At 46.2% G+C, this 25,662-nt stretch carries 26 protein-coding genes; 22 read left to right on the forward strand and 4 right to left on the reverse strand.

Annotation, left to right across the window (positions count from 1 at the left end; all coding sequences use genetic code 11):
* The first annotated feature begins 66 nt into the window (after nt 1-66).
* The 20 genes from AACR11_RS03600 (at nt 67) to yegS (ending at nt 19,700) form a co-directional block, all read left to right on the forward strand.
* Entirely contained in the window at nt 67-1,584 is a 1,518-nt protein-coding gene (locus tag AACR11_RS03600; RefSeq protein ID WP_029789910.1) for an arylsulfatase, read from the forward strand.
* Nucleotides 1,585-1,679: 95 nt separating this feature from the next.
* Nucleotides 1,680-2,996: an anaerobic sulfatase maturase gene (locus AACR11_RS03605; RefSeq protein ID WP_029789909.1), complete on the forward strand. Its 1,317-nt coding sequence runs from the start codon at nt 1,680-1,682 to the stop codon at nt 2,994-2,996.
* A 65-nt stretch (nt 2,997-3,061) separates the two neighbouring features.
* Complete coding sequence (locus AACR11_RS03610) at nt 3,062-4,045, forward strand: AAA family ATPase (protein ID WP_009697249.1); 984 nt, start codon at nt 3,062-3,064, stop codon at nt 4,043-4,045.
* A 12-nt stretch (nt 4,046-4,057) separates the two neighbouring features.
* A complete protein-coding gene (locus AACR11_RS03615) occupies nt 4,058-5,020 on the forward strand; it encodes a DUF58 domain-containing protein (protein ID WP_029789907.1) in 963 nt (320 codons plus the stop codon).
* Nucleotides 5,021-5,572: a DUF4381 domain-containing protein gene (locus AACR11_RS03620; RefSeq protein ID WP_029789906.1), complete on the forward strand. Its 552-nt coding sequence runs from the start codon at nt 5,021-5,023 to the stop codon at nt 5,570-5,572. It begins immediately after the preceding gene.
* On the forward strand, nt 5,565-6,656 hold the full coding sequence (locus AACR11_RS03625) for a vWA domain-containing protein (RefSeq protein WP_029789905.1): 1,092 nt from the start codon (nt 5,565-5,567) through the stop codon (nt 6,654-6,656). Before AACR11_RS03620 ends, AACR11_RS03625 begins: the two co-directional genes overlap by 8 nt.
* Nucleotides 6,649-8,400: a vWA domain-containing protein gene (locus AACR11_RS03630; RefSeq protein ID WP_029789904.1), complete on the forward strand. Its 1,752-nt coding sequence runs from the start codon at nt 6,649-6,651 to the stop codon at nt 8,398-8,400. The genes AACR11_RS03625 and AACR11_RS03630 overlap by 8 nt, the downstream gene beginning before the upstream one ends.
* Nucleotides 8,397-9,704 carry a BatD family protein gene (locus AACR11_RS03635; RefSeq protein ID WP_029789902.1) on the forward strand — a complete coding sequence of 436 codons (1,308 nt, stop codon included), beginning with the start codon at nt 8,397-8,399 and terminating at the stop codon, nt 9,702-9,704. Before AACR11_RS03630 ends, AACR11_RS03635 begins: the two co-directional genes overlap by 4 nt.
* 599 nt (nt 9,705-10,303) lie before the next feature.
* Nucleotides 10,304-10,702: an ATP synthase subunit I gene (locus AACR11_RS03640; RefSeq protein WP_005447171.1), complete on the forward strand. Its 399-nt coding sequence runs from the start codon at nt 10,304-10,306 to the stop codon at nt 10,700-10,702.
* Nucleotides 10,703-11,470 carry a F0F1 ATP synthase subunit A gene (gene atpB, locus AACR11_RS03645; protein ID WP_005533315.1) on the forward strand — a complete coding sequence of 256 codons (768 nt, stop codon included), beginning with the start codon at nt 10,703-10,705 and terminating at the stop codon, nt 11,468-11,470.
* A gap of 49 nt (nt 11,471-11,519) precedes the next feature.
* Nucleotides 11,520-11,756, forward strand: coding sequence for a F0F1 ATP synthase subunit C (gene atpE / locus AACR11_RS03650; protein ID WP_004727739.1), 237 nt, complete (start codon nt 11,520-11,522; stop codon nt 11,754-11,756).
* Nucleotides 11,757-11,799: 43 nt separating this feature from the next.
* Nucleotides 11,800-12,270 carry a F0F1 ATP synthase subunit B gene (locus AACR11_RS03655; protein WP_005431830.1) on the forward strand — a complete coding sequence of 157 codons (471 nt, stop codon included), beginning with the start codon at nt 11,800-11,802 and terminating at the stop codon, nt 12,268-12,270.
* An 8-nt stretch (nt 12,271-12,278) separates the two neighbouring features.
* Complete coding sequence (locus AACR11_RS03660) at nt 12,279-12,821, forward strand: F0F1 ATP synthase subunit delta (protein WP_005431763.1); 543 nt, start codon at nt 12,279-12,281, stop codon at nt 12,819-12,821.
* 12 nt (nt 12,822-12,833) lie between these two features.
* A complete protein-coding gene (atpA, locus tag AACR11_RS03665) occupies nt 12,834-14,372 on the forward strand; it encodes a F0F1 ATP synthase subunit alpha (RefSeq protein ID WP_009699258.1) in 1,539 nt (512 codons plus the stop codon).
* A 21-nt stretch (nt 14,373-14,393) separates the two neighbouring features.
* The gene (gene atpG / locus AACR11_RS03670) at nt 14,394-15,254 is read left to right on the forward strand and encodes a F0F1 ATP synthase subunit gamma (protein WP_005431811.1); all 861 of its coding nucleotides are present in this window, start codon (nt 14,394-14,396) and stop codon (nt 15,252-15,254) included.
* Between the two features lie 23 nt (nt 15,255-15,277).
* Entirely contained in the window at nt 15,278-16,663 is a 1,386-nt protein-coding gene (atpD, locus tag AACR11_RS03675; RefSeq protein ID WP_017188899.1) for a F0F1 ATP synthase subunit beta, read from the forward strand.
* Between the two features lie 15 nt (nt 16,664-16,678).
* Nucleotides 16,679-17,116, forward strand: a complete 438-nt coding sequence (locus AACR11_RS03680; protein WP_005431788.1) for a F0F1 ATP synthase subunit epsilon — start codon at nt 16,679-16,681, stop codon at nt 17,114-17,116.
* 201 nt (nt 17,117-17,317) lie between these two features.
* Entirely contained in the window at nt 17,318-17,743 is a 426-nt protein-coding gene (locus tag AACR11_RS03685; RefSeq protein ID WP_029789899.1) for a bifunctional diaminohydroxyphosphoribosylaminopyrimidine deaminase/5-amino-6-(5-phosphoribosylamino)uracil reductase RibD, read from the forward strand.
* 139 nt (nt 17,744-17,882) lie between these two features.
* Complete coding sequence (locus tag AACR11_RS03690; protein WP_029789898.1) at nt 17,883-18,788, forward strand: LysR family transcriptional regulator; 906 nt, start codon at nt 17,883-17,885, stop codon at nt 18,786-18,788.
* 9 nt (nt 18,789-18,797) lie between these two features.
* Nucleotides 18,798-19,700: a lipid kinase YegS gene (gene yegS / locus AACR11_RS03695; protein WP_029789897.1), complete on the forward strand. Its 903-nt coding sequence runs from the start codon at nt 18,798-18,800 to the stop codon at nt 19,698-19,700.
* A 73-nt stretch (nt 19,701-19,773) separates the two neighbouring features.
* Here yegS and AACR11_RS03700 read toward each other — a convergent pair whose 3' ends face one another.
* The 4 genes from AACR11_RS03700 to AACR11_RS03715 all read right to left on the reverse strand — a co-directional run bounded on the left by AACR11_RS03700 (nt 19,774) and on the right by AACR11_RS03715 (nt 22,836).
* Entirely contained in the window at nt 19,774-20,109 is a 336-nt protein-coding gene (locus AACR11_RS03700; protein WP_029789896.1) for a YgiW/YdeI family stress tolerance OB fold protein, read from the reverse strand.
* 17 nt (nt 20,110-20,126) lie between these two features.
* A complete protein-coding gene (locus AACR11_RS03705; RefSeq protein WP_029789894.1) occupies nt 20,127-20,774 on the reverse strand; it encodes an AcfA family outer membrane beta-barrel protein in 648 nt (215 codons plus the stop codon).
* 138 nt (nt 20,775-20,912) lie between these two features.
* Nucleotides 20,913-21,893, reverse strand: a complete 981-nt coding sequence (locus AACR11_RS03710; RefSeq protein ID WP_029789893.1) for an HAD family hydrolase — start codon at nt 21,891-21,893, stop codon at nt 20,913-20,915.
* A gap of 154 nt (nt 21,894-22,047) precedes the next feature.
* Nucleotides 22,048-22,836, reverse strand: a complete 789-nt coding sequence (locus AACR11_RS03715; RefSeq protein WP_005447158.1) for a formylglycine-generating enzyme family protein — start codon at nt 22,834-22,836, stop codon at nt 22,048-22,050.
* A gap of 176 nt (nt 22,837-23,012) precedes the next feature.
* Here AACR11_RS03715 and AACR11_RS03720 point away from each other — a divergent pair, with 176 nt between their 5' ends.
* Together AACR11_RS03720 and AACR11_RS03725 are read left to right on the forward strand one after the other, a co-directional pair.
* Nucleotides 23,013-24,335 carry an anaerobic sulfatase maturase gene (locus tag AACR11_RS03720; RefSeq protein WP_029789891.1) on the forward strand — a complete coding sequence of 441 codons (1,323 nt, stop codon included), beginning with the start codon at nt 23,013-23,015 and terminating at the stop codon, nt 24,333-24,335.
* A 10-nt stretch (nt 24,336-24,345) separates the two neighbouring features.
* Entirely contained in the window at nt 24,346-25,419 is a 1,074-nt protein-coding gene (locus AACR11_RS03725) for a tetratricopeptide repeat protein (RefSeq protein WP_029789890.1), read from the forward strand.
* Nucleotides 25,420-25,662: the final 243 nt, after the last annotated feature.

Raw genomic sequence — 25,662 nt, forward strand, 5'->3', positions numbered from 1 at the left:
CTTAATCAAATCTTGGCATCTGATTTCTCCCCAAGATTAGCAGCAACGGATTTATGGAGCTCTTTTATGGCAAACCACGATAAAAAACGCGGCAAGAAGTTGGTATTAAACGCTTGCACTCTTGCGATTGGAGCGGTATCAGCGACCGCTTATTCAGCAGAACAACCCAACATTCTCGTTATCTTTGGTGATGACGTCGGTTACTGGAACTTAAGTGCTTACAACGGCGGTATGCTGGCTTACAGCACTCCAAACATTGATAGTATTGCTAGAGATGGCGCTAAGTTTACGAACTTCTACGCTCAGCAAAGCTCAACCGCAGGTCGTTCGGCGTTCATTACGGGACAAATGCCAAAGCGTACTGGCTTGTCTAAAGTTGGTTTGCCGGGAGCGAAAGAGGGGATTTCTGAGAAAGATCCAACTATAGCGACATTGTTACGTGACCTTGGTTACGCAACGGGTCAATTTGGTAAGAACCATCTAGGTGACCGTGACGAACACTTGCCAACCAACCACGGTTTTGACGAGTTCTTTGGTAACCTTTACCACTTAAATGCAGAAGAAGAGCCGGAGAACGTAGACTACCCACAAGATCCTGAATTTAAGAAGAAGTTCGGTCCTCGTGGAGTGATCCATTCTTATGCGGATGGCAAGATTGAAGATACAGGTCCATTGACCCGCAAACGTATGGAAACAGTCGATGATGAGTTCTTAGATGAAGCAGAGAAGTTTATCGAGAAACAAGTCAAAGCTGACAAACCATTCTTTACGTGGTTTAACACCACGCGCATGCACAACTTCACGCACGTTCCTGATGAATACAAAGGCAAAACTGGCGCTGGCTTCTACGCCGATGGTGTGAAGCAACATGACGATCAGATTGGTCACTTGCTCAATAAGGTTAAAGAGCTTGGTGTCGACGACAACACCATCATTGTTTACACCACAGATAATGGTCCAATGATCAACTTATGGCCGGACGCAGGTATGACGCCATTCCGCAGCGAGAAAAACACGGGCTGGGAAGGCGGTTTCCGCGTTCCTGCATTGATCAAATGGCCAGGTCATATCCAAGCTGGCACAACGCTTAATGGCATTGTGTCTCTGGAAGATTTCCTACCAACCTTAGTAGCTGCGGCGGGCAATAGTAACGTCAAAGAGGAGCTACTCAAGGGTAAGAAAGTGGGCGATATGAATTACAACGTCCATTTAGATGGCTACAATCAGCTGCCATATCTAACGGGGAAAACGGACAAGTCTGCTCGTAACGAGTTTGTCTACTGGAGCGACGACGGAGATTTGTTGGCTCTGCGCTACGGTAAGTACAAATATCACTTCATGATCCAAGAAAATGAAACGGGCTTGGATATCTGGAAGAAACCATTCACCAAACTCCGCGTACCACAAATTTATGATTTGAGTATCGACCCATTTGAGCGTGGCGATACTGGTATGGGTTACGACCGTTGGATGTACGAACGTTCGTTTTTGATGATGCCTGCCATCGAGAAAGTGAAAGAGGTCATGGATACTTTCAAAGAATACCCGCCGCGTATGGCTCCGGGTTCGTTTGTTCCGAAATAACGTTTTTTCCATAGGTCGATAGACTCTAGTTATTGTCCTTAAATACAGCGCCCAACTTGGGCGCTGACTTTCTTCTGCTTTCGAGATCGTTCTTTATGAAAAAACAAACTCACATTCATACCACTCAAATGGCATTAACTCCTCTCAAAACGGCATTTGCATCTAATAGTGATAAAGTCGAACGACGTTTTCACGTGATGGCGAAACCGGGCGGAGCAAAATGCAACATCGATTGTCAGTACTGTTTTTATCTGCACAAAGATGAATTACTCAATCAAGGCACTCAACCAAAAATGGATGATGCAACACTTGAGGCATTCATAAAGAGCTATATCGAAAGCCAAGACGGTGACGAGATTGTGTTTTCTTGGCAGGGTGGTGAGCCAACATTATTAGGTTTGGATTACTATAAGAAGATTGTCGAACTGCAGAACAAATACGCTAAACACGGCGTTCGTATCGAAAACGACCTTCAAACCAATGGTCTTTTATTGAACGAGGCTTGGTGTCAGTTTCTGCATGACCATGGGTTTCTGGTTGGTCTATCGATAGATGGTCCTGAGTTTATCCACGATAAATACCGTAAAACCCGAAGTGGAAAGCCGACCTTTCAACGCGTCATGCAAGCCGTTGATTTGATGAAGCGTCATAATGTGTCATTCAACGCTTTGGTGACAGTAAACCGCTTTAACGCCAAATATCCGCTCGAAGTGTATCGCTTTCTTACTCAAGAACTCCGTGTCACTTATATCCAATTCACACCTTGTGTTGAACCTCGATCTTTCACTCAAACCGCTCCCCATTTCTGGAAAGAAAACATGTCTCCAAAACTTGGCAGCGAATTAGCAAAGCCGGGGCATTTGATGTCGGTCGTTACGGATTGGTCGGTCGATGCAGAAGAGTGGGGCGAGTTTCTGATTGCTGTATTTGAAGAATGGGTGAACAACGATCTTGGCAGAGTCTTGGTCAACCTTTTCGAAACCGCCGTCGCGCAAGTGATGGGGATGCCTTCGCAGTTATGTGTTAGCGCAGAGTTCTGCGGCAAAGGTCTAGCGATTGAACACAATGGGGATGTGTTTAGTTGTGATCATTACGTTTATCCGGAATATCAACTGGCAAACATTCATGACCGCTCTCTCAATGAAATTGCTATCTCAACTCGTCAATACAGCTTTGGCATGGCGAAAAAGTCTTCTTTGCCGCAATACTGCCTCGATTGCCCGTATTTGAAATATTGCTGGGGAGAATGCCCAAAAAATCGGCTACTTACCGCGCCGAATGGTGAGGCTGGTCTAAACTACTTGTGTCCAGGAATAAAAATGTTCTTTGACCATTCGCTGCCAATTTTGGTTGGTATATCTACGTTAATAAAGTCTTACAACTCAAGTGAATATAGCGAATATAACCTTTAGTTATTACTTTCAGTCTTATACTCAACTTTTAACGCTCAGGCTCCCGTAAACTCAATAGGTAGACTATGAACCACGCACAACAAGCCATTAATGAATTAATCGAACAAACTGAAAAAAGTGTGATTGGACAAAGCCATGTGGTTCAGGCTTTGGTGATAGGGTTACTGACCAATGGTCACGTACTTTTGGAGGGTTTACCGGGGACGGCAAAAACGCGCTCGGTGAAATCGCTTGCCAATCTACTTAATACCAGCTTTGGTCGTATTCAGTTTACCCCCGACTTGTTACCTTCAGACGTTACAGGTACCGAAGTGTACCAAGAACTAGATGGCAAGCCTCAACTCCACTTCCAACCAGGTCCAATCTTTAACAGCATCGTATTGGCGGACGAGGTAAACCGTGCGCCAGCAAAAGTACAAGCTGCACTGCTAGAAGCGATGGCAGAAGGTACGATTACAGTGGGTGATAAGACGCACGTCTTGCCAGAGTTGTTTATGGTGCTTGCGACGCAAAACCCAGTTGAACAAGAGGGCACTTACCCATTGCCAGAAGCGCAGATGGATCGCTTTATCATGAAAGTGACCGTCGACTATCCAGAAGATGAAGCTGAGCGTGACATTATTCGTTTAGTGCGCAGTGAAGAGCTGGGTTCAGAAACCAGTAGTGAATTAGTGACGCCAAAACACATTGAGCCAGAGCTTGTGATTGAAGCGCGACGTCAACTGCCAAACGTTGCGGTTTCCGATTTGGTTGAGAACTACATTGTGGCGCTTGTGATGGCGACACGTAAACCAGAGCGTTACGCCGATTCCCAGCTACAAAAATGGATCGAAATCGGCTCAAGTCCTCGCGCATCAATTTCGTTGGACAAATGTGCTCGTGCTTACGCGTGGCTACAAGGGCGTGACTATGTAACGCCTGATGACGTACGTGCGATGGTGCCATCGGTACTTGGACACCGATTCTCACTTTCTTACGATGCACTTGCCGATGGTGTTGATCACCAGCGAGTGGTGCAAGAGCTGCTTGATTGTGTAGAAATCGGATAAGCAGGAGGGACTATGGCAAAGCCAACGCTTGCTCCTCAATCCCAAGGGCTCGATCCTCGATTGTATTGTGATTACGCTCGCTTAGTGCGTTTACAAGCACAAGCCGAATCCTTCAGCCTGCTGCCCCACTTAAAAGCGGGCAGTGTGCTTTCTGGGCGGCACAACTCATTATTCCGTGGGCGTGGTCTGAACTTCGAAGAGCTGCGTCATTACCAGCTAGGGGACGACATCCGAAACCTAGATTGGAAAGTCACCATGCGCACAGGCAAGCCCCATGTGCGCAGTTACACCGAAGAAAAAGACCGCAATGTGATTGTTTGCGTTGATCAGCGCAGTGCGATGTTTTTCGCCTCTACCGAGGTCATGAAATCCGTGGTCGCTGCTGAAGTCGCGGCTATGTGTGGTTGGCGAGTATTAAAAGACGGTGATCGAGTGGGATTTGTTATCGCTTCTGACTCCGCTCTATATCACAGCAAAGCCCAGCGTTCACAAAACGATCTGCTTGCACAACTGAAACGACTCTCTCAAGTTAACCAGCGCTTAAATGTGGACTCGATTGATGCAGATAACGTGACGTTCAGTAAATGGATAGAGCTCATCAAACGCATGAAACTAAAACAATCCACATTGATTTTTATTAGTGATTGGCGTGATTGCGAAGAGCACCACCTAGATCACCTTAAGCAGCTTCAACAGCACAACGATGTTCTCGCGGTGATGGTGAGCGACCCTTTAGAGCAGTCGCTTCCTCAAGATTTGGCAAAAGTGAAATGGGTGATTGGTGACGGTCGTTACCAGCTCAACTTAGACAGCAAAGCCAAAGTCGACGCCGCCAGTGCCAGTTTGGTTGAGAAAGCGCAGTTAAAACGTCAATCACTGGCGCAACTAATGGCGATGAAAAAGCTGCCTCATATCGAAATCGATACATCAGGTGACCACATTACTCAATTCCAAAAACTCGTTGGAGGTCGATAAATGACAGACTTACACACGCCTCCAAGCTCGTATATTCTGCGTGAGCTGCATGACGTTGCGGTGCCAGAAAGCGTAAGCTGGGTACCACAAACCATTGGTTGGAAGATCCTTGCCGTCATTGGTGCGATTGTACTTATGTATCTGGGTTACCGACTGCTGCACCATTGGTGGGATAACCGCTACCGTAAAGAAGCTATTGAAGCCATTTCTCGTTTGAATCCAGATGACGCGAGTATGCCCAAAGCCCTGTTCTCGATTTTGAAAATTGTATTGATTCATCTCGATAGCCGTCATGCTCGCTTGTTTGACACCGCGTTCCTGCGCAAGTTAGATGAGCTTAATCCTAAGCATAAAATGTTTGATGACGAAGTCTCGAAGCGATGGCTGCAAAGTATCGTTGACCCAAGTGTTGAACTGGAAAAAACAGAGTGTTTACAACTTCTTGAACGCGCCACTAAGTGGGTGAAAGAGCACAACGAGAACGCTCACACTATTGAGAAGCGCACGCTTGCCTACAAAGCGCGGGCGTTAAAAGGAGGTCGCCATGGGTGATCTTCTTGCTTCATGGCTGGGCGTGAGCAGTTTTGAGTTTGAGCATCCGCTTTGTTTCATCATCTTGCCACTGCCTTTGGTGGTGTATTTCCTCGTTCCAGCTTACCGCACCAAACAAATGGCCATCAAAGTGCCGTTTTTTAGTCAGCTTGTGGACGCCATTGGCGAAACGCCATCAGAAGGCGCAAGCCAACTGACTCCGAGCTGGTGGCAGCGTGCGACGCTGATTATTTCTTGGCTTTTAGTCGTAACCGCAATGGCAAAACCGACAGTACTTGGCGAGCCACAGGTGCGTGAAAGCTTAGGGCGTGATGTCATGGTTGTGGTCGATTTGTCTGGCTCAATGGCAGAGCAAGACTTTACATCCCAAACCGGAGAAAAGATCACTCGCCTTGACGCCGCTAAAGAAGTGTTGAGTGACTTTGCCAAAACGCGCAAAGGCGACCGTTTAGGTCTGATTTTGTTTGGCGACGCAGCATTTGTCCAAACTCCATTCACCCCTGATCAAAAAGTGTGGTTAGAGCTGCTTAACCAAACGGATGTAGCGATGGCAGGGAAAAGCACTCACTTAGGTGATGCAATTGGTTTAGCGATTAAGGTGTTTGAGCAAAGCGAAAAGTCGCGTACCGACGTAGAAGAGAACAAAGAGAAAGTCGCCATTGTTCTAACGGACGGTAATGACACTGGAAGCTTCGTTGAGCCTATTGATGCGGCGAAAGTAGCAAAAGCCAAAGATGTACGTATCCACGTGATTGCCATGGGTGATCCACAAACCGTGGGTGAAACTGCGCTAGATATGAATACGATCAAACGTATTGCGAAGGAGTCCGGTGGTGAGGCGTTTGAAGCGCTCAACCGTGACGAACTTGCTAAAGCCTATGATGAGATTGGTAAGTTAGAGCCCCAGCTTTATGAAAGTACCACGTATCGCCCCAAGCAAAGCTTGCATCATTATTTAATGGCTTTAGTCGTTGTGATGTACTTGACCGCGTTCACGTTAGCGACATTTAAGCGTCGTCGACTATCAGTGACTAGTGGAGCTTCCACGCAAGCAGAAAACGGAAAAGGAGATCGCCATGTTTGATTCTCCTTTCTCTAGCATGGGACTAGAACAGTTCTTCACACAGTTCCATTTCATTCGTCCAATGTGGCTATTGGCGTTCATCCCAATGTTTCTTTTGCTTTGGTTGAGGTGGCGAGAAGAAGCCAAACCTAGCTGGAAAGACATTCTTCCAGAACACTTACGTAAAGCCTTAACGATTGGTGACTATGGTTGGCGAAAGCAACTGCCGCTCAAGCTACTTATGGTGATAGTGGCGATTGCCATCGTCATCTGTGCCGGCCCTTCGTGGGAGCGCCAAGCTTCTCCATTTGGAGAGGATAAAGCCTCCATGTTGGTGGTGTTGGATAACAACGATTCGATGTTGCAAAAAGACCTTCCGCCAAGCCGTTTGGAGCGCTCTAAGCAAAAGATCCGCGACCTATTGGCAGCAAGAAAAGGAGGCAGTACTGGGCTAGTTGTGTATGCGGGGTCTGCTCATGTTGCGATGCCTGTGACGCAGGACAGTAAAGTATTCGAACCGTTTCTTGCTGCGATAACACCAGAAATCATGCCGGTTGAAGGTAAACTTGCTGAAACGGCGCTGCCTTTGATTGACCAACAATTACAAGACCAACCGGGTTCGACGGTTCTGTTGGTCACGGATGGGGTTAATCCTGCAACTATTACCGCTTACAAAAATTACTTTGCCGACAAGCCTTATCAATTGCTTATCTTGGCAGCGGGAAACTCGGGCATTGTTTCTAACAACCCGGTCGATTTGGGCTCGTTAAATAATCTTGCCAGCGCGACTGGTGGACGCCTTGTGGAAGTGACGGTAGACAATAGTGACATAGATAAGCTGAATCGTTTTGTTGAACGAAACATGCAACTCAATGGTGAATCCTCAATGCCTTGGAAAGACATGGGTTATCAACTGTTGTTCCCAATTGCGCTCATCATGATGCTTTGGTTCCGCAAAGGGTGGTTAGTGCAATGGTGTGTTGTCGCGATGGTGTCAACGTCTTTGTTTATGACGCCAAAAGTCATGGCGGAAACCGTCTCGCTCAAAGCGGATAAGCTTGAAGTGGTGCAAGAAGTAACCGTCTGGGATAAAGCGTCTCAATGGTGGTGGGATTTATGGCTCACGCCAAACCAACAAGGGCAGCGGCTGTTCAACAAAAACGAATACCTTGAGGCAGCAAAGCACTTTACGGATCCGTTGCGAAAAGGGACGGCTTATTACTACGCAGGCGAATACAAACTGGCTCATACGGCTTTCTTGGAGATGCAAAACAATCCATCAGATGCGGTAAAAGACTATGGCTTGTACAACGCTGCGAGTGCGTTGGCGCGTCAACGTGAGTATTTGGCAGCGCGTAATTTATTGCAAACACTGGCAGACAAAGACACCTTGAGCGATCAATTGCGACCAGACGTCGAGCACAACCTAAAAGTCATTGGTGGTATTGTCGAAGAGATAAACCGCACCAGTGAAAGCCAAGCGGGGACAACAGATGGACCCGAAGAGTCGTTTGAACTGGGTGACAACCCGCAAACGGCAGATGGGGCAGACGAAAAAACCGCTGCTGAGTTAATGCTGAAAGAGAAACTCAATGCGAACGAAATTCTTGGCAGCCAAGAACTGGCGGATAAGTGGTTAAAACGCGTAGAGGCTGATCCCAAGTACTTCTTGCGTGCTAAGTTCCAAATTCAACTGCGTGAGCCCGTGAAAACGGAGCCGAAGCCACGACCGCAACGACAACAAGAAGAGGAGCAAGCACAATGATGAATGTATTCAAGCTTGGCGCTGACTCTATTGTTGGGCGTCTAAGCACTATCTTGATGGTGTTTACTTTGTTTTTTACTGGTTTGGCGAACGCACAAGACATTCAAGACTTGCAGCGCAGCGAAAATGTTGAATTGTTAGCATGGGTTGGCAAGCAGGGAGCAGGGGCAGATACGAAAGAAGCACCTAAGTTCAGTGTGAATGAGCAGGTGATTTTGTACATCGAAGTCGCAACGCCTCGTTGGTTCACAGGTGGTACACGCATTGGCAGCGTAGAAATCCCTAACGTGATTGCAAAGCAGCGTAACCAATTAGCAACCAACTATACCGAGCGCAAAGGGGGACAGACTTGGTCTCGTCAGCGTTGGGAAATAACTTTGTATCCGCAAGCCTCGGGTCAGTTTGTGATTCCACCGGTCGCCGTTGGAGTGCAACTCTCTGCGCCTGATGGTTCGAAAGTCGCTGGTACGCTTTATACGCAGCCAATTAAGTTTGAAGCGTCTATGCCTTCTGGATTGCTCAGTGATGAGTCTGAATGGTTTACTGCGACTAAGGTGAGTGTGGATCAGAAATGGACAACGTCTAACGATGATCTGAAAGTCGGCGATGCAATCACTCGCACCATAACAATCAATGCACAAGACAGTTTGTCAGTGTTGCTTCCAGACTTGTTATCCAATGATTCTACTGCCAGTTATCAAGCCTACCCTCAACCAAACCGCTTAGATGATAAGCAAACACGTGGCGATTACCAATCGAGTCGCATCGAAGAAAGCGTGTATGTGATCCAACAGGGTGGTGAGTTCACCTTGCCTGAGCATACGTTCCAATGGTGGAATAGCCAGAGTAAACAGCTGGAAACGGTGGTGATTGAGGGTAAGACCTTCAAAGCCAAGCATACATTCAAATCCTTTGTTCGAGCTTATTCTGGCTGGTTGATTGGCTGCGCAGTGACGCTATTTGTTCTCGTTATCGCCGTCTTGAGCATTCACCGTTATTATCGTTCTCGTCCTACGCCTCCTTGGTTGGTGTTCAGACGAATGGTGAAAGCAAACCGATGGGGTGATGTTCGAGCAAGCTTGTATAAGCAGCTGAGAAGCAACACAGGTGGTCTTGAAATGAGTAAAGCCAGTGACTCTGACGTTTGGCAGAAGCGTTCACAGCGCCTACAAGAGGGGCAGGAGGACGCAAGCTTGATGAATGCTCTTTGGAAAGGGATACAAGCGTTGAAGCCAAAACGCTTCAAGTGGGTGATACCTAAAGCCTTGCCACAACTCGATAAGCAGGCAAGCAATAAGAAATAAAAACGAAAAGGACGCTAGTAAAGCGTCCTTTTTTATATCCTTTAATAAACGTCATGTTGTTATTTTTGCGTGCTACAATGAGCGTGACAAAATAATATATTCTACATATATTTAATTCTTGTCACTTCGACGTTCTGCTTTTGATCTATTTTATATTTATATTAAACAGGTTTATTAATCGGCTATATATTAAAAATAGTATATTTAAGATTATATAACCAATAAATCACATTAATTCCTTTCGTGATGGAGTGTCACTTCCATGTGACAAGCTTTTCGTCTTAACCCTGATAAAGACGGCTTATTCAATGTATATTTCATTTTTGATTTGTTCAAATAAAATAACACTTCAAAAATGGAATGATAATTTGCAAGTTTTTCGATTTAGATTATTAAAATTATCGGTGTATATTTCTGGGGAAACGGAAATACGGAGTGATTCCGTTTTGATTTTTAAATATGTGAATAATAATTATCAGATTAAATTTAATTCTGTGTATTAAATTTATCTTAATATAATTCGTCGTCACTAGGCAGCTTTATTTTGTGAAGTTTAATTATCAGAAGTTTTAATTCGATATTATTTTAAAGGGTGATTTATGGAAGCTAATATTCACGACGACCCAATATTGGTGGCAGGCAAGAGGATTCTGATTGCTCAAGCAGCTTTGGGTCTGGTATTCATCGCGTATGAGTACATGCGAAGCGGGACTCTAAGCGCTGAATCAGCAATCACTGGGGTACTGATTGCGATTCTTCCATCTCTGTTTGGCATGGTATTCGCGTCCATTAAATCTAGGGTGAAACCAGAAGAGAGTTTGCGTGACCTCATGCATCTGAGTCGAAATATCAAAGTCATTTACACCATAGTGATGTTTGTTTTGACGTTTCGATTTATGGCTCTTCGCAACATCGTGGTCCTGATAGGCTTTTGTGTGACGATGTTTGGTCACTTCTTAACGCCGCTGTTCAGAGACCGCTTCGAAAGGAAGGCATAAATGGAGACTGTCCAGTCCGCTCATGAATATATTGAGCACCACTTGACCTTTCTCACCGCCGGCGACGGTTGGTTTGGAATTAACCTTGATTCCATGATCATGGTCTGGTTGACGGGGCTCGTTTTCATCCTTTCATTCCGTTATGCGGTGACGAAAGGAACGAAAGGAGTACCAGGACGATTCCAGTGTTTGATCGAGATAATATTTGAGTTCGTCGATGACATCGTAAAAGAAATATTTCAAGCGAAGGACAAGTTAATTGGTCCTTTGGCACTGACAATATTTGTTTGGGTGTTATTAATGAATGCCGTGGATTTGTTACCGATTGATTTAATTCCTGCACTTACTCGTGCTGTAGGGGTTGAACACTTCCGTGACTTACCATCCGCTGACGTCAATATTACGATGTCGATGGCATTAGGCGTATTTATTTTGGTGTTAGGTTATACGTTTAAAAACAAAGGCGTGAAAGGTTTTATTAAAGAGTTAACTACTCAACCATTTTCACATCCGTTGTTATATCCAGTGAACTTAGTTCTTGAATTGGTGACGTTAATTTCTAAACCAATATCTTTAGGTCTTCGATTATTTGGCAATATGTATGCAGGTGAAATGATCTTCATTCTAATTGCATTAATGCCATGGTGGATGCAATGGGCACTAAGTGTTCCTTGGGCACTGTTCCACATTCTTATTGTTGTTCTTCAAGCATTTATTTTTATGGTACTGACCGTGGTTTATCTCGGCATGGCTGTTGAAGAGCATTAATTTCAAAAATCTTGTTTATTAATTAAAAAATTCAATTCTAGGAGTTGTTATGGATATCGTTAGCGCAGTTCTTTACGTGGCGGGTGCACTACTGATCGGTCTTGGTGCAGCGGGTGCCGCAGCAGGTATCGGTAACCTTGCAGGTAAATACCTTGAAGGTGTGGCTCGTCAACCTGATTTGACCCCAATGCTTCGTACTCAATTCTTCATCATGATGGGTCTTGTGGACGCGGTGCCAATGATCGGTGTTGGTATCGGCTTGTACATCATCTTCGCTGTAGCGTAATTCGAATTAATAATTTTCATAACGTTATAGAAGAGAGGGTGCTATGAACTTAAATGCCTCAATGTTTGGTCAGGCGATCTCCTTCGTGATTTTCGTTTGGCTGTGCATGAAATATGTCTGGCCACCACTTGTAAAACTGCTTGATGAGCGTCGTGCTGAAATTGCCCAAGGTCTTGAGCAAACAGAAAAAGCAGCACAAGAGTTAGAACTGGCAAAAGCGAACGGTGAAGCGCTGCTGACAGAAGCTCGCTCAAAAGCTCAAGCTATCATCAACCAAGGTAAGCAACGTCAAGAACAGATGGTTGCGGAAGCGGTTGATCTGGCAAATCAAGAGAAAGCGCGCATTGTCGCAGAAGGCAAAGCAGAAGTGGAAAGCGAACGCAGCAAAGTTCGCCAAGAGCTGAAAGATGAAATGGCGGATCTGGTGATTGAAAGTGCCAGCAAGCTGATTAATCGCAATCTGGATAGCTCGGCTAACCGCGACTTGGTGAACCGCTTCATCAACGAAATGTAGGAGGGCACATGTCCGAATTGACAGTGGTAGCTCAACCCTACGCAAAAGCGGCGTTTGATTACGCACGCGATGCAGAATGCTTGGACGATTGGCAACAAATGTTTGCGATTACCCAAGTGGTCTTGGAACAACCTAACACGCTTCTGGTCTTGAATGACCTTGATGAAGACGGTTCTGAACAACCATTGTTGGATCTGATTCTTCATGCTGGTGGTGAATGGTTGAATCAAAACTTCGAGAATTTTCTTCGCATTATGGAAGAGAACAAGCGTCTAAAAGCGCTCAGTGAAGTAAACGTTCAGTTCCAAGAGATGAAAGCGGATTACGAACGAACCATGACAGTAACAGTGCGTGTTTCAGAACCTCTGGATGAGGAACAGATGGCAAGGCTTAAACAAGCGTTAACCGAAAAGTACGGTAAAGCCATCACACTAGAAACACAACTGGATCCATCCCTTGTAGGTGGTGTGGTGATCACAGCAGGGCAGACCGTGTATGACGGCAGTGTCCTCACCAACCTAAGCCGATTGGCAACCAACCTACATGTGTAACGGGGTATAGAAATGCAATTAAATTCAAATGAAATCAGTGAATTAATCAGAGAGCGAATTGTTAACTTCAACCTCGAAAGTGAAGCGAGAAATGAAGGTACTATCGTCTCTGTGAGTGACGGCATCATCACAATTCACGGTCTTGCAGACGTTATGCAAGGCGAGATGCTAGAACTGCCAGATAACCGCTTTGCGTTGGCACTGAACTTAGAGCGTCATTCAGTCGGTGCCGTTGTGATGGGTCCATATGCGGACTTGTCAGAAGGGATGAAAGTAAAAGGCACCGGTCGTATTCTCGAAGTGCCAGTCGGTAACGGTCTGCTAGGTCGTGTAGTGAACACGCTAGGTCAACCAATCGATGGTAAAGGCGCAGTGTCATTCGATCGTATGGACCCTGTAGAGGTCATTGCCCCTGGTGTTATCGACCGTAAATCTGTCGACCAACCAATCCAAACCGGTTACAAAGCGGTAGATTCCATGGTGCCAATTGGTCGTGGTCAACGTGAGTTGATCATCGGTGACCGTCAGACAGGTAAAACCGCGATGGCGATTGATGCCATCATCAACCAAAAAGAACTGGGCGTTAAATGTATTTACGTCGCAATTGGTCAAAAAGCATCGACGATTGCCAACGTGGTTCGCAAGCTAGAAGAACACGGTGCACTAGAAAACACTATTGTGGTGGTTGCGTCAGCATCAGAAGCGGCAGCGCTGCAATACCTAGCGCCATACGCAGGTTGTACCATGGGCGAATACTTCCGTGACCGTGGTGAAGATGCGTTGATCGTATACGATGATCTATCAAAACAAGCGGTGGCTTACCGTCAAATCTCGCTACTTCTAAAACGCCCACCAGGTCGTGAAGCCTTCCCGGGTGACGTTTTCTACCTCCACTCACGCCTTCTAGAACGTGCAGCACGTGTTAATGAAGAATACGTAGAGCGATTCACTAACGGTGAAGTGAAAGGCAAGACCGGTTCTCTAACCGCACTGCCAATCATCGAAACCCAAGCGGGTGATGTATCAGCATTCGTACCAACCAACGTAATCTCGATTACCGATGGTCAAATCTTCCTACAGACTCAGCTATTCAACTCAGGCTTACGTCCAGCGGTTGACCCAGGTATTTCGGTATCTCGTGTAGGTGGTGCAGCGCAAACCAAAGTGATCAAGAAGCTGTCGGGGGGTATTCGTACCGCGTTGGCGCAATACCGTGAATTGGCAGCATTTGCTCAGTTCTCTTCTGACCTAGATGAAGCGACACGTCGTCAGCTTGACCACGGTGAGAAAGTAACGGAACTCATGAAGCAGAAGCAGTACGCACCAATGACCGTTGCTGAGCAAGCACTGGCGATCTTTGCAGCAGAGAAGGGTTATCTCACTGATGTGGCGTTAAACCAAATATCTCGCTTTGAAGATGAGTTGATGGCATTTGGTCGTACAAACGCGCAGCCGCTACTGGACAAGATCAACCAATCCGGTGATTACAACGACGAGATCGAGAGTGAGCTACACAGCTTGCTGAAAGAGTTCACTGCGCTGCAATCGTAGGACCACTAACAGGAGTCCGTTATGGCAAATACCAAAGAGATTCGCACCAAAATTGCTAGCGTGAGTAGCACGCAAAAGATTACGAGTGCGATGCAAATGGTCGCCGCCAGCAAGATGCGCAAAGTGCAGGAGAACATGCAGGCGTCCCGTCCTTACGCGGAGAACATGCGTAAGGTTATCGGTCACGTCTCGTCCGGTACGCTGGAGTACAGCCATCCTTTCCTTCAAGAACGCGAAGTGAAGCGAGTGGCTTACATCATCATCTCATCCGATCGAGGTTTGTGTGGTGGCCTGAACAGTAATTTGTTCAAAAAAGTATTGGCAGAAATGCAGGACTGGCAAGAGAAGGGAGTTGAAGTAGATACGACGCTCATTGGTTCGAAAGCAATCAGCTTTTTCCAGTCCCTCGGGAAAGTAATGGCACAGACTTCTGGGCTTGGTGATGCACCAAAACTGGAAGATATGTTGGGTGCGGTTAACGCCATGATGGAGCACTACTCCGAAGGCAAAATCGACCGCTTGTTCCTCGTTTACAACCAGTTTGTAAACACCATGGTGCAAAAACCAACGGTATTGCAGATGTTGCCGTTCCCTAAAGAAGACATTTCACGTGATAAAGAGGCTCGTTGGGATTACCTCTACGAGCAGTCTCCTCAAGACATTCTCAACCACCTGATTCAACGCTATGTGGAATCACTGGTTTATCAGGGTGTGGTTGAGAGTATCGCTTGTGAACAAGCCGCGCGGATGATGGCAATGTCTGCCGCGACGGATAACGCAGCGCAACTGATTGAAGACCTGCAACTGGTTTACAACAAAGCGCGTCAAGCGGCGATTACTCAAGAGTTGAGTGAAATTGTATCCGGCGCACAAGCGGTTTAGAGAGAGAATTTGAGGTTTAAATTATGAGTATTGGCAAAATCGTCAAAGTCATCGGTGCGGTGGTCGACGTCGAGTTCGAACAAGGCAAAGGCCCGAAAGTTTACGACGCACTGAAAATCAACGATGGTAGCAACGGCTCACTGATGCTGGAAGTTCAGCAACAGTTGGGTGGCGGTGTGGTTCGCTGTATCGCAATGGGTTCTTCGGATGGTCTGAAACGTGGCCTAGAAGTGGAATCTACGGGCAACCCAATCACGGTACCTGTGGGTGAAGAAACCCTAGGTCGTATCATGAATGTGTTGGGTCACCCAATCGATGAATGTGGTCCAATCGGTGAGCAAGTGTCTTACGAAATCCACCGTGATGCACCAAGCTATGAAGAGCAATCTAACAGCACTGCGCTACTGGAAACGGGCGTTAAAGTTATCGACTTGATTTGTCCGTTCGCGAAGGGCGGTAAGATCGGTTTGTTCGGTGGTGCGGGTGTAGGTAAGACGGTAAACATGATGGAGCTTATCAATAACATTGCTAAAGCTCACTCAGGTTTGTCGGTATTTACCGGTGTAGGTGAACGTACTCGTGAGGGTAACGACTTCTACTACGAAATGAAGGAAGCGGGTGTTCTCGACAAAGTAGCCATGGTTTACGGTCAGATGAACGAGCCACCGGGTAACCGTCTACGTGTTGCGCTAACAGGCTTGACCATCGCAGAGCGTTTCCGTGATGAAGGTCGTGACGTATTGTTATTCGTGGATAACATTTACCGTTACACATTGGCAGGTACTGAGGTATCGGCGTTGCTTGGTCGTATGCCATCTGCAGTAGGTTACCAACCTACGCTGGCAGAAGAGATGGGTGTGCTGCAAGAGCGTATCACGTCGACTAAAAATGGTTCTATCACGTCTATCCAAGCGGTTTACGTACCAGCGGATGACTTGACTGACCCTTCACCAGCAACCACGTTTGCGCACTTAGATGCGACCGTTGTTCTATCTCGTAACATCGCTGCTTTGGGGCTGTACCCAGCGATTGACCCATTGGATTCGACATCACGTCAGCTTGACCCTCAAGTGGTTGGTCAAGAGCACTACGATGTGGCGCGTAAAGTTCAGCAAACGCTGCAACGTTACAAGGAGCTAAAAGACATCATTGCCATCCTAGGTATGGATGAGTTGTCTGAAGAAGATAAGCGCTTGGTATCTCGTGCTCGTAAAGTCGAACGTTTCCTAACTCAGCCTTACCACGTAGCAGAAGTGTTTACGGGTCAACCGGGTGTATTCGTTCCACTAAAAGACACCATTGCAGGCTTTAAAGCACTGCTTGATGGTCAGTACGATGACATCCCAGAGCAGGCATTTATGTACTGCGGCAACATCGACGAAGTGCTTGAAAAAGCGAAAAAACTGTAAAGCGCGGGAGGCAATATGGCCATAGCGGTTTCACAAAATACGTTTCAACTGAATGTGGTAAGTGCGGAGGGCACTCTTTACTCAGGTCCGGCGCATGCTATCGCGGTAGCGGGTGCGGATGGTGAGTTAGGTATTCGTCCGGGTCACTCACCGCTTATCAGTAAAATCAAGCCGGGCGTTGCTCGTATTACTGGTGACTTGTCCAAGCCTGAAGAGATCCTGTATGTCTCTGGTGGTTTGGTCGAAGTCCAACCTGATGTGGTTACTGTATTAGCGGATACTGCGCTTCACGGTAAAGATATCGACAAAGCAAGGGCTGAAGAAGCTCGTAGAGCTGCGGAAGAAAACATTCGTGCTCATGTAGACGATATCAGCTTTGCACAGGCACACATGGAGTTGAACAAAGCATTGGCTCAGCTTCGTGCAGTTGAACTAACGATGAGAATTCGTTAGTCAACACTTCGGAATGCGGTCTGAAGGGTAACCAAACGGGGCAACTACGGTTTGCCCCGTTTTTTATGGGGATTAGGTTTAGCAATGAGTCGTTTGTTGAGATAAGACGTATCAGTATTGCAAACACTTTTATATAGCGAGGAAAGCATGCTGGCGTTAGAATCCATCACCCAAATTCTGAATAACGAGTATCAAATTCAAATGAACCAACAATTTATGCTTCGTGCGTTGGAAGTATCACGCAACGCGCTGCCTGCCTGTCAGCCAAACCCGCCTGTCGGATGTGTGCTGGTCAAAAACGGTGAAATCGTATCAGAAGGGCACACACAAGCGATTGGTGGTAATCATGCAGAAGTGGAAGCCCTAAACGCATACAACGGAGACCTAAGTGACGTCACCGCGTACGTAACACTAGAGCCATGTTCATTTGTGGGTCGCACGCCAGCTTGCGCTAGAACCTTAGTGACTTGTGGTATCAGAAAAGTAGTGGTTGCTATGCTTGATCCTGATCCCCGTAATGCTGGTCGCGGTATCGAAATCCTAAAAGAAGGTGGCGTTGAAGTAGAAGTTGGCTTATGCGGTGAAGAGGCGAGTGCATTCTTGACCCCTTACCTAGGAAAATCCTGAGTGATTTTCAGAATATTCTTCGTCAATGCGAGGTTAAAACTCGCGAAAACATGCATAGACGCTCAAATCTAGAGTTCTGAGTCGTTAACTATCATACTGTTAGCTAAAATAAGGTCATGTCCTGTTTTATGTTTGCAAAATGAAGAGCACCGACTTAAACCTTATCCCCATTTTCGTGGCGATTTATGAAGAGCAGAACCTGTCTAAGGCTGCTGCTCGTCTTGATATCAGCCAACCTGCGGTGAGCAAAGCACTCGCTCGTTTGCGTGACATTTATGATGAGCCACTGTTCCACCGCAGCACATCGGGTGTCGAGCCGACCAGTTTTGCTATGGATATTTATCCTGCGATGGTCGCTGCGCTGAAAAACTTTACTTCTACCTTATCCGCCTCGAGCAGTTTTGATCCTAAAGTATCCAATCGTATTTTTTCCATCGCCTGCGTCTCAGTTGCCAGTTATGAGTTAATGCCGCAGCTCCTGCGCCAAATCCGTAAAAACGCGCCGAGTGTCGGTTTGGAAGTGCATCCTTTGTTCACGGAAGATTACGAAAGCGATCTGCGTTTACAACGATATGATTTGATTATCGATATGCCACCGCGTGGTCGTACTGTCCTCAAAGTAGAGCCTGTGTTTTCCGAGCGTTTGATGGTGGTGTGCAGTGCCGAGCATCCACGAATTCATGACTCTTGTTCTGTAGAACAATTTTTGGCGGAAGAGCACGTCGTGGTTTCGCGTTGGCATGCGCGTAAAAGTTTGATGAATGAGGAAGATATTGCAGATCTAGCGCAAAGGAATATCGTGTATCGCGCATCTGGTGCAATGGAAATGCTGCCAGTCATTAATGGTAGTGAATACATCGGTATGCTGCCGTTGTCGACCATTAAACACTTTTCAAAAACGTATAATATTAAAGCCGTCCCGCTTCCTTTTAGTGACAAAGTTCATGACCTTTGTGCAATCTGGCATTCTAGTCGTCACAATGAAAGTGCGCATCAATGGTTGAGAGCTCAACTCAAGCAAGCAGGGAAAGCAATCGAAGAGTAAAGGACCAGTATGAAGACAATACGAGCCATTCTAAACGGTAAGAAAGCCGGAACGCCTGAGCTTCGCAGTGAGATCATGCGAATGCGAGAACAAGGTGTGGATCTGCAAGTTCGGGTCACTTGGGAATCACAAGACATGACTCGTTTAGTGAGTGAAGCGGTCAATCAAGGAATGAAACGTATTGTTGTTGCTGGTGGCGATGGCACCGTTAACGAAGCGGTAACAGCTTTGAATCAGATTGAGGCGAACGTTCGTCCAGAATTGGCCATTATCCCCATGGGTACGGCGAATGACTTCGCGACTGCTACGAAAATCCCAACCATGATTCGAGAAGCCATCGAACTTGCCGTCAATGGTGACGCTGTTGCGGTAGACTGCGTTCAAGCTAATGATCGCTATTTTATGAACATTGCTGCAGCTGGCTTTGGTGCAGAAATTACCGCTGAAACACCAGTTGAACTGAAAAACTTTCTGGGTGGTGGTGCCTACACATTAACCGGTCTAGTGAAGGCGCTTGGCTTTAAACCTTATGATGGCTCCCTCACAATTGAGCAGGGCAGTTATCAAGGGGAGATCTTGGTTGGGGCGTTTTGTAATAGTCGCCTTGCGGGAGGAGGTCAAGAGCTTGCGCCAAATGCATTGATAGATGATGGCTTAATGGACATTACTTTGGTGCATCCATTCTTGCCCCATGACCTACCTCAGGTCATTGATGAAATGCAGAATCCAACCGAAACCGGGCAGTTTGTTAAGCACACTCAGGCGAGTTGGTTGGAGATCGATTTCCCTAAAGCACTGCCTTTAAATCTTGATGGTGAGCCTTATCGCTCCCGTAAAATTCGATTTGATGTTAGATCTAAAAGTATTCGCTTGGTCCTACCGCCTAATTGCCCATGCTTGAGCGTTTGTTAAGAGACGCACAAAAGCCACCCAATGCGGTGGCTTTGTACTTAACAAGAGTAAGGATCTCGTTTGAACGTGTGGCTTATAGCTTTTGAATCGTATCGACGTCGATTTGAGTCTTTGTCCATTCAGAGTCTACTTCACCACGAATGGCAACGCGATCTTGCGGTGATACGTCTTGACCCATCCAGTCTTCGTTATCGATCTCGACTTGAATCTCACCTGTGTTGTCTTTGAATAGGTAAGTCTCATTACCAAGTGCTTGAACGATGTTACCTGTCAACAGTACATAGCTATCATCAGATGCATTTTGCGCCGCTTTTACAGTGCTGATTGCTGCGGTTTCAGGACCGCTGAAGGCAGCCAATGCAGAGCCAGAAATTAGGGCTAATGTTGTCGTAATAATCAGTTTTTTCATGCTAATGGCTTCCTAAGTTAGAAGTAGTAAGTAGAGCCTACGTTGATTGATGCTGTGTTTGCGTAGCTATCAAGCTGGTATTTTGCGTTCGCGCTGATGGTCAATTGAGGGAAGATTTTGTATTCCGCACCGATAGATAGCATTGCACCGAGCTCATTATTTTTTTCAGAACGGTGGAACAAGGTGTTGTTCATTTCGACGTCGTCATTCATAACAAGCTCATGTTCTTCTGATTGGCTTGCTTTGGATTCGTACTGAGTGTAAGTCAAACCTGCTTTAACTTTTGTTGTCCACTTTTCGTTTAATGCATAGCTAAACACAGGCGCTAACGTAATTTGTTTGGCTTTGATTGAAGCGTCCCAATCCATTTCATGATGGTATTTTTGACCCTTGATATCGACAATTCCAAGATTTTTGGAACGACCATCATCAAGATCAAATTGGTTATAACCCAGTTCTACAGCCCAAGAATCATTGATAGAGTAGCCAATGAAGCCACCAAAAATACCGTCTTCCAATTCAGGATTCAGATTCACACCGTCAGCTTGAAAAGATGGTTCAAAATCGTGATCTGTGGTGCCGAATCCGTATTCCAAACCCACGTAAGGTGCTGCTGCAACCGAAAATGAGCTTGCTGCGAGAATCGTCAGGACTGTTTTTTTCATTATATATTTACCTCTTCGTTTCGATGGGAGGCATTTTGTGTGAAGAGTCGTGAAGTGTTCGTGAAGAAAAGACTAACGTTTGAAAATTAATAAAAAAACTCCTCACTAAGGAGGAGTTTGTCAGTTGCAAAGGTATGGTTAATACACCGTGCACCACTCATTTTTCATGTCAATGAGGTGCCAGTTATCACGCTGATTGGCTTCATCCATTGCTTTATCTAAATGACCCACACTGGACTTGCGGTCGTATTTCCACTCACGCTCTTCGTCGGTATGGTGAACGATCATCGCCATAGAGTTTGGTTGACTGGTTGCCCATTGCATCATCGCGTGGTCACCGTCTGAGTTACCAATCGCGAGAACGGGTTTCTTACCGATGATGTGCTGAATGTTCTCAACTTTACCGGCTTTGTCATCAATCGTGAGGATTTCACCTAACTTGGTCACGGTTGGCTTACCGTCGTTGTAGTCGTACTTGTATTTTAGCGCGCTGCCAATGATTTGCTCTTCGGGAATACCGTACACCTCTGGTGCCCAAACGCGCATAAAGTCCACACCGCCACCTGATACGATGTAAGTCTTAAAACCATGCTCTTGCAGGTAGGTGACCATTTCGCGCATTGGTTTGTATGTAAGTTCGGTATAAGCTTTGCCAAAGCGTGGATCTTTCGCGACTTTCAGCCAATCGGCGACTTTTTGCTGATATTCCTCTACCGTCATATCACTATGAGTGACCTTGACGATCTCAAGTAGTGCTTTTTCACCGCCTTTGAAGACGCCTTCAATATCGTCATTCAGTACAGATTTAAATGGTTCTTGCGTCTTCCATTCTGGATGGTCTTTTGCCATCAGTTTCACTTCGTCTAGCGCATATGCCAGTTGGAAGTAAAACGGTTTTTCTGACCATAACGTACCGTCATTGTCGAACACCGCGATGCGGTCTTGTTCCGCAATGAAGGTTTTTTTCGAAGCATCAGTAGATTGATCAACATAGTTAACAATTGCGGATTTACTCGCGCCATCTTTCCAAGAAGGTAGTAAGTTTGGATCGCAATCTAAAGCCATCGCTGAGAATGATAAACCAGATAAGACTGCAAGGGCACAGATGTGTTTCTTCATATTATTATTTACCTAAGTTTGAATGTATTGTTTGTATACATTTGAGGTTAAATGAGAACAACGTAGGTTTAGCCTCTTTCCCTAACCAAGAGACGTCTTAATTGGTAAGAATGCGCAAAGGGGCAGTCACGTCGTTTCTCATGCGTAATCGTGCTTAATCAGCATCTTTCGCAAGGCGAAGTCCCATGTCCGACATAATTATAGACTGGCTGGCGAAGTCTCGACGGAAATTCTCTGATTCATCAGAATCATAGGCAAAACTGCCGCCTCGTACGGATTTGTGTGCTAAGCCTGCTTTTTCGTCTTTAGCGTTGTTTGGATTTTCGGTTGGACCAAAGCGGTAGAAGGTGTCGTCATAAGCATCAATAACAAATTCACCAACGTTGCCTGTCATGTCATAAAGACCGAGTTCATTGGGTTGCTTCTGACCAACGGGGTGAGCTTGGTTTTTAGAGTTGTCGGCATACCACGCCACATCAGCAATGTTGTTTGAGCCTGCGTAAGTGAAACCTTGGCTCTTCTTACCGCCTTTCGCGGCAAACTCCCATTCCGCTTCTGTCGGCAAGCGGTAGTTTTCACCTGTGAGTTCGTTCAACTTCTCGATGAAGTAATTTGCCTGCTGCCAACTCAAGTTATTAACCGGAATGTTTGCACCTTGGAAGTAACTCATTGAAGAACCCATGACAGATTCAAACAATTCTTGAGTGACCTCGAATTTGGAAATGTAGAAGCCGTCTACCTTTACTTCGCGTGCTGGGGTTTCTGCCTTCTTGGCGGAGTCGCTGTCCGATCCCATGACAAATGAACCGCCTTCCACCAACACCATGTCTTGATCAATGTTGAGCGCGATAGGGTGCGGTGATTGAGTTGCACAACCACTCATTAATACGCTGAATGATAGAATGGAAAGTGCGGTTAACGATTTGCTTTTAAATGATTTCATCAATAGTTTCTCGCCAAAAAAGTCACGATAAATATTAGCAATAAACGCTATGAAAAAAGGTTATAAACGGTATAACAAGCCTCTTGTATTAATGGGATTTATGATTAGGTCATCAAGGTGAGAATGGCACGCTTATGAGCGTTCTCAGCTGCATTTCATAACGAAAAAGGTGACGTATGCACATTACTCAAGGTCCTCAGTTCAACGGTAAAGCCTCTAAGCGTTTACATGTCATGGCAAAACCTATTGGGGCGGCTTGTAACATTGATTGCACTTACTGCTATTACCTCAGCAAACAGGACTTACTTGAGTACAAAAAAGGCTGCACGCCTGTGATGGATGAAGAGACTCTAGAAACCTACATTCGTCAGTACATTGAAGGGCAGAACACGCCGGAAATCATCTTCTCTTGGCAGGGTGGTGAACCAACAATGTTGGGCTTGGATTACTTTAAAAAGATTGTTGAGTTTCAATCTAAGTACAAGCCTGAAGGCGTGGTCATTTCTAACGATCTACAAACCAATGGCACATTGCTCAACGACGATTGGTGTGCATTTCTGAAAGCAAATAACTTCTTGGTCGGTTTGAGTATCGACGGCCCAGAAATGATGCACAACGCTTACCGAACCAACCGCGCAGGTCGTGGTACCTTTAACCAAGTGATGAAGGCTGTTGAACTGCTGCACAAACACGAAGTGAAGTTCGCAACGCTGACTTGTGTAAACAATCTAACCAGCCGCAATCCTCTTGAGGTATACCGATTCCTGCGTGATGAAGTACGCTCACCGCAAATGCAGTTCATTCCCATCGTGGAACAAAAAACGTTCCGTACTACCGCACCTCAAACATGGCAGCCGCAAGAGCAACTGAAACAAGGCGACAAGCGTCTTATTCCTGGTCACAAAGACTCTGTAGTAGAGCCTTGGTGTGTGGCAGACGAGGCGTGGGGTAACTTCCTTATCGCGATTTTTGATGAGTGGATTCAACACGACATTGGCAAAGTGTTTGTGCAGTACTTTGAAGCGAGTGTAGAGACTTGGATGGGGCGCAAAAACCCACTTTGTACACTGGGCGAGATTTGTGGCAAAGGCTTGGCAATGGAACCAAACGGTGATGTTTTTGCTTGTGACCACTACGTTTATCCAGAGTACAGGATTGGCAACATCCACCACGAAAAATTAGACAAGTTGGCCTATGGTCCTGATCAGCAAAAGTTTGGCTTTGCCAAGACTCGCTCGTTAACCAAGCAGTGCCAACAGTGTGATTACCAATTTGCTTGCCACGGTGAGTGTCCGAAAAACCGTTTCATCCGCACCAAAGACGGTGAACCCGGGTTGAACTACCTGTGTGCAGGTTGGAAAAAGTTCTTCTCTCATGCTGATAAGGCAATGGCATACATTCTTCGTGCAACGGGTAACCCTGTGGCACATGGCAAATACAGTGATGCAGTGTTACGCCAACAAGCGGTGAAGCGTCCTGTATTCGAAACCAAATTTTAAGGGGATTGATATGACATTCTCAAAAACACTGTTAGTTGTCGCTTTAGGTATCACCGCAAGCCAATCTGTCATTGCACAAGATGAAACCTTGCTCGCACCAGACCAAGTCTCATCAGCGAGCGTGACAAGCGCTCAAAAAGCAAACTCAGCGCAGATGTCGCCACAGCAAATGGTTGCGAAGCTGTCTTATCAAGCGCAGGACATCAAACAACCCGTTGAAAAGCGTATTGAAGCACTGCACGAGTTGGCGAACTACCCAAGTCAAAACGCGCTGGTAGCGGTTGCACGCAGCCTTCAAGACCAAGACCCTGCGGTTCGTGAAGCCGCGATTGTTGGAGCAGAGCCATATACGATTGAACATCGTTGGCGCATGATTGAGCCATTATTGAGTGACCAAGAAACCATGGTTCGCATTACTGCGGCGACCAACTTAGTGCGTGATTTTTCTAACGTGAGCAGCGAGCAAAAGCAAACGCTTGAAGCCCCGGTTGCTGAACTGATCAGCTATTTAGAGAACAAGCAAGATAACGGTTCCAAACTGTTATTGGCGGATGTCTATCGTTGGCATCATGAATGGGATAAAGCGGATAAAATCTATCAAGCTTTGGTGATCAATCAGCCGGAGAATTCACAGATCTGGTTAAGCTTGGCGGACAACTACCGAGCGCAGCAACGCGATGCCGATGCAGTAAAGACGCTGGATTCTGCAATTAAGCTTCATCCTGACAACGCATCTTTGCATTACTCGAAAGCGTTAACGCTTGTGCGTCTTGATGACAAGAAGAGTGCAGCTTTAGAGATTGAGAAAGCAGCCAACATGGCGAAAGATAACAGTTACTTCTGGTACCTCAATGGTGTATTGCAAGAAGAGTACAACCTAGACAAATCGGTGACGTCTTTTGAGCAAGCGTATTTGATTTCTGGCGCGCCGGAGCAGCTTTATGCGGTTTGTGACATTTATGTTCGCTACGACAACCCGAAAACAGACGAGTGCTTGGGCAAACTAGAGAAAGTCGCACCAAGATACGTGATTGATCAATTGAAAGAGAAGAAAGGGCAGAAGAACGCCAAAGTAAGTAACTAAGACCATTCTGGCTCTTTTCTAAGCTTGTGCTGTTATACCCAAGTAACCTCGAGATGCTAGGTTCAGCGAGAATGACTTGGTTTGTAGACGCGGCGACGATTTAAAGATCTAGTCACTCTAAATCAAGAATCGGCAACAAAGTATACAAGCCAAGACAGCTCGCCCTTCGGGAGCGTGTCATTGCCCCGATCTCTGCGTCAAACAACTTGGAAAGAGCTGGCTATTACGCGGCGTCGTTTTCCT

Origin of the sequence: Vibrio sp. L85 (genome assembly GCF_963871815.1) — a bacterium.
Classification (GTDB): Bacteria; Pseudomonadota; Gammaproteobacteria; order Enterobacterales; family Vibrionaceae; genus Vibrio; species Vibrio harveyi.

Bases quoted from the DNA above. Each gene is read 5' to 3' on its own strand.
- AACR11_RS03600 (WP_029789910.1), top strand. From the start codon at position 67: ATGGCAAACCACGATAAAAAACGCGGCAAGAAGTTGGTATTAAACGCT.
- AACR11_RS03605 (WP_029789909.1), top strand. From the start codon at position 1,680: ATGAAAAAACAAACTCACATTCATACCACTCAAATGGCATTAACTCCT.
- AACR11_RS03610 (WP_009697249.1), top strand. From the start codon at position 3,062: ATGAACCACGCACAACAAGCCATTAATGAATTAATCGAACAAACTGAA.
- AACR11_RS03615 (WP_029789907.1), top strand. From the start codon at position 4,058: ATGGCAAAGCCAACGCTTGCTCCTCAATCCCAAGGGCTCGATCCTCGA.
- AACR11_RS03620 (WP_029789906.1), top strand. From the start codon at position 5,021: ATGACAGACTTACACACGCCTCCAAGCTCGTATATTCTGCGTGAGCTG.
- AACR11_RS03625 (WP_029789905.1), top strand. From the start codon at position 5,565: ATGGGTGATCTTCTTGCTTCATGGCTGGGCGTGAGCAGTTTTGAGTTT.
- AACR11_RS03630 (WP_029789904.1), top strand. From the start codon at position 6,649: ATGTTTGATTCTCCTTTCTCTAGCATGGGACTAGAACAGTTCTTCACA.
- AACR11_RS03635 (WP_029789902.1), top strand. From the start codon at position 8,397: ATGATGAATGTATTCAAGCTTGGCGCTGACTCTATTGTTGGGCGTCTA.
- AACR11_RS03640 (WP_005447171.1), top strand. From the start codon at position 10,304: ATGGAAGCTAATATTCACGACGACCCAATATTGGTGGCAGGCAAGAGG.
- atpB (WP_005533315.1), top strand. From the start codon at position 10,703: ATGGAGACTGTCCAGTCCGCTCATGAATATATTGAGCACCACTTGACC.
- atpE (WP_004727739.1), top strand. From the start codon at position 11,520: ATGGATATCGTTAGCGCAGTTCTTTACGTGGCGGGTGCACTACTGATC.
- AACR11_RS03655 (WP_005431830.1), top strand. From the start codon at position 11,800: ATGAACTTAAATGCCTCAATGTTTGGTCAGGCGATCTCCTTCGTGATT.
- AACR11_RS03660 (WP_005431763.1), top strand. From the start codon at position 12,279: ATGTCCGAATTGACAGTGGTAGCTCAACCCTACGCAAAAGCGGCGTTT.
- atpA (WP_009699258.1), top strand. From the start codon at position 12,834: ATGCAATTAAATTCAAATGAAATCAGTGAATTAATCAGAGAGCGAATT.
- atpG (WP_005431811.1), top strand. From the start codon at position 14,394: ATGGCAAATACCAAAGAGATTCGCACCAAAATTGCTAGCGTGAGTAGC.
- atpD (WP_017188899.1), top strand. From the start codon at position 15,278: ATGAGTATTGGCAAAATCGTCAAAGTCATCGGTGCGGTGGTCGACGTC.
- AACR11_RS03680 (WP_005431788.1), top strand. From the start codon at position 16,679: ATGGCCATAGCGGTTTCACAAAATACGTTTCAACTGAATGTGGTAAGT.
- AACR11_RS03685 (WP_029789899.1), top strand. From the start codon at position 17,318: ATGAACCAACAATTTATGCTTCGTGCGTTGGAAGTATCACGCAACGCG.
- AACR11_RS03690 (WP_029789898.1), top strand. From the start codon at position 17,883: ATGAAGAGCACCGACTTAAACCTTATCCCCATTTTCGTGGCGATTTAT.
- yegS (WP_029789897.1), top strand. From the start codon at position 18,798: ATGAAGACAATACGAGCCATTCTAAACGGTAAGAAAGCCGGAACGCCT.
- AACR11_RS03700 (WP_029789896.1), bottom strand. From the start codon at position 20,109: ATGAAAAAACTGATTATTACGACAACATTAGCCCTAATTTCTGGCTCT.
- AACR11_RS03705 (WP_029789894.1), bottom strand. From the start codon at position 20,774: ATGAAAAAAACAGTCCTGACGATTCTCGCAGCAAGCTCATTTTCGGTT.
- AACR11_RS03710 (WP_029789893.1), bottom strand. From the start codon at position 21,893: ATGAAGAAACACATCTGTGCCCTTGCAGTCTTATCTGGTTTATCATTC.
- AACR11_RS03715 (WP_005447158.1), bottom strand. From the start codon at position 22,836: ATGAAATCATTTAAAAGCAAATCGTTAACCGCACTTTCCATTCTATCA.
- AACR11_RS03720 (WP_029789891.1), top strand. From the start codon at position 23,013: ATGCACATTACTCAAGGTCCTCAGTTCAACGGTAAAGCCTCTAAGCGT.
- AACR11_RS03725 (WP_029789890.1), top strand. From the start codon at position 24,346: ATGACATTCTCAAAAACACTGTTAGTTGTCGCTTTAGGTATCACCGCA.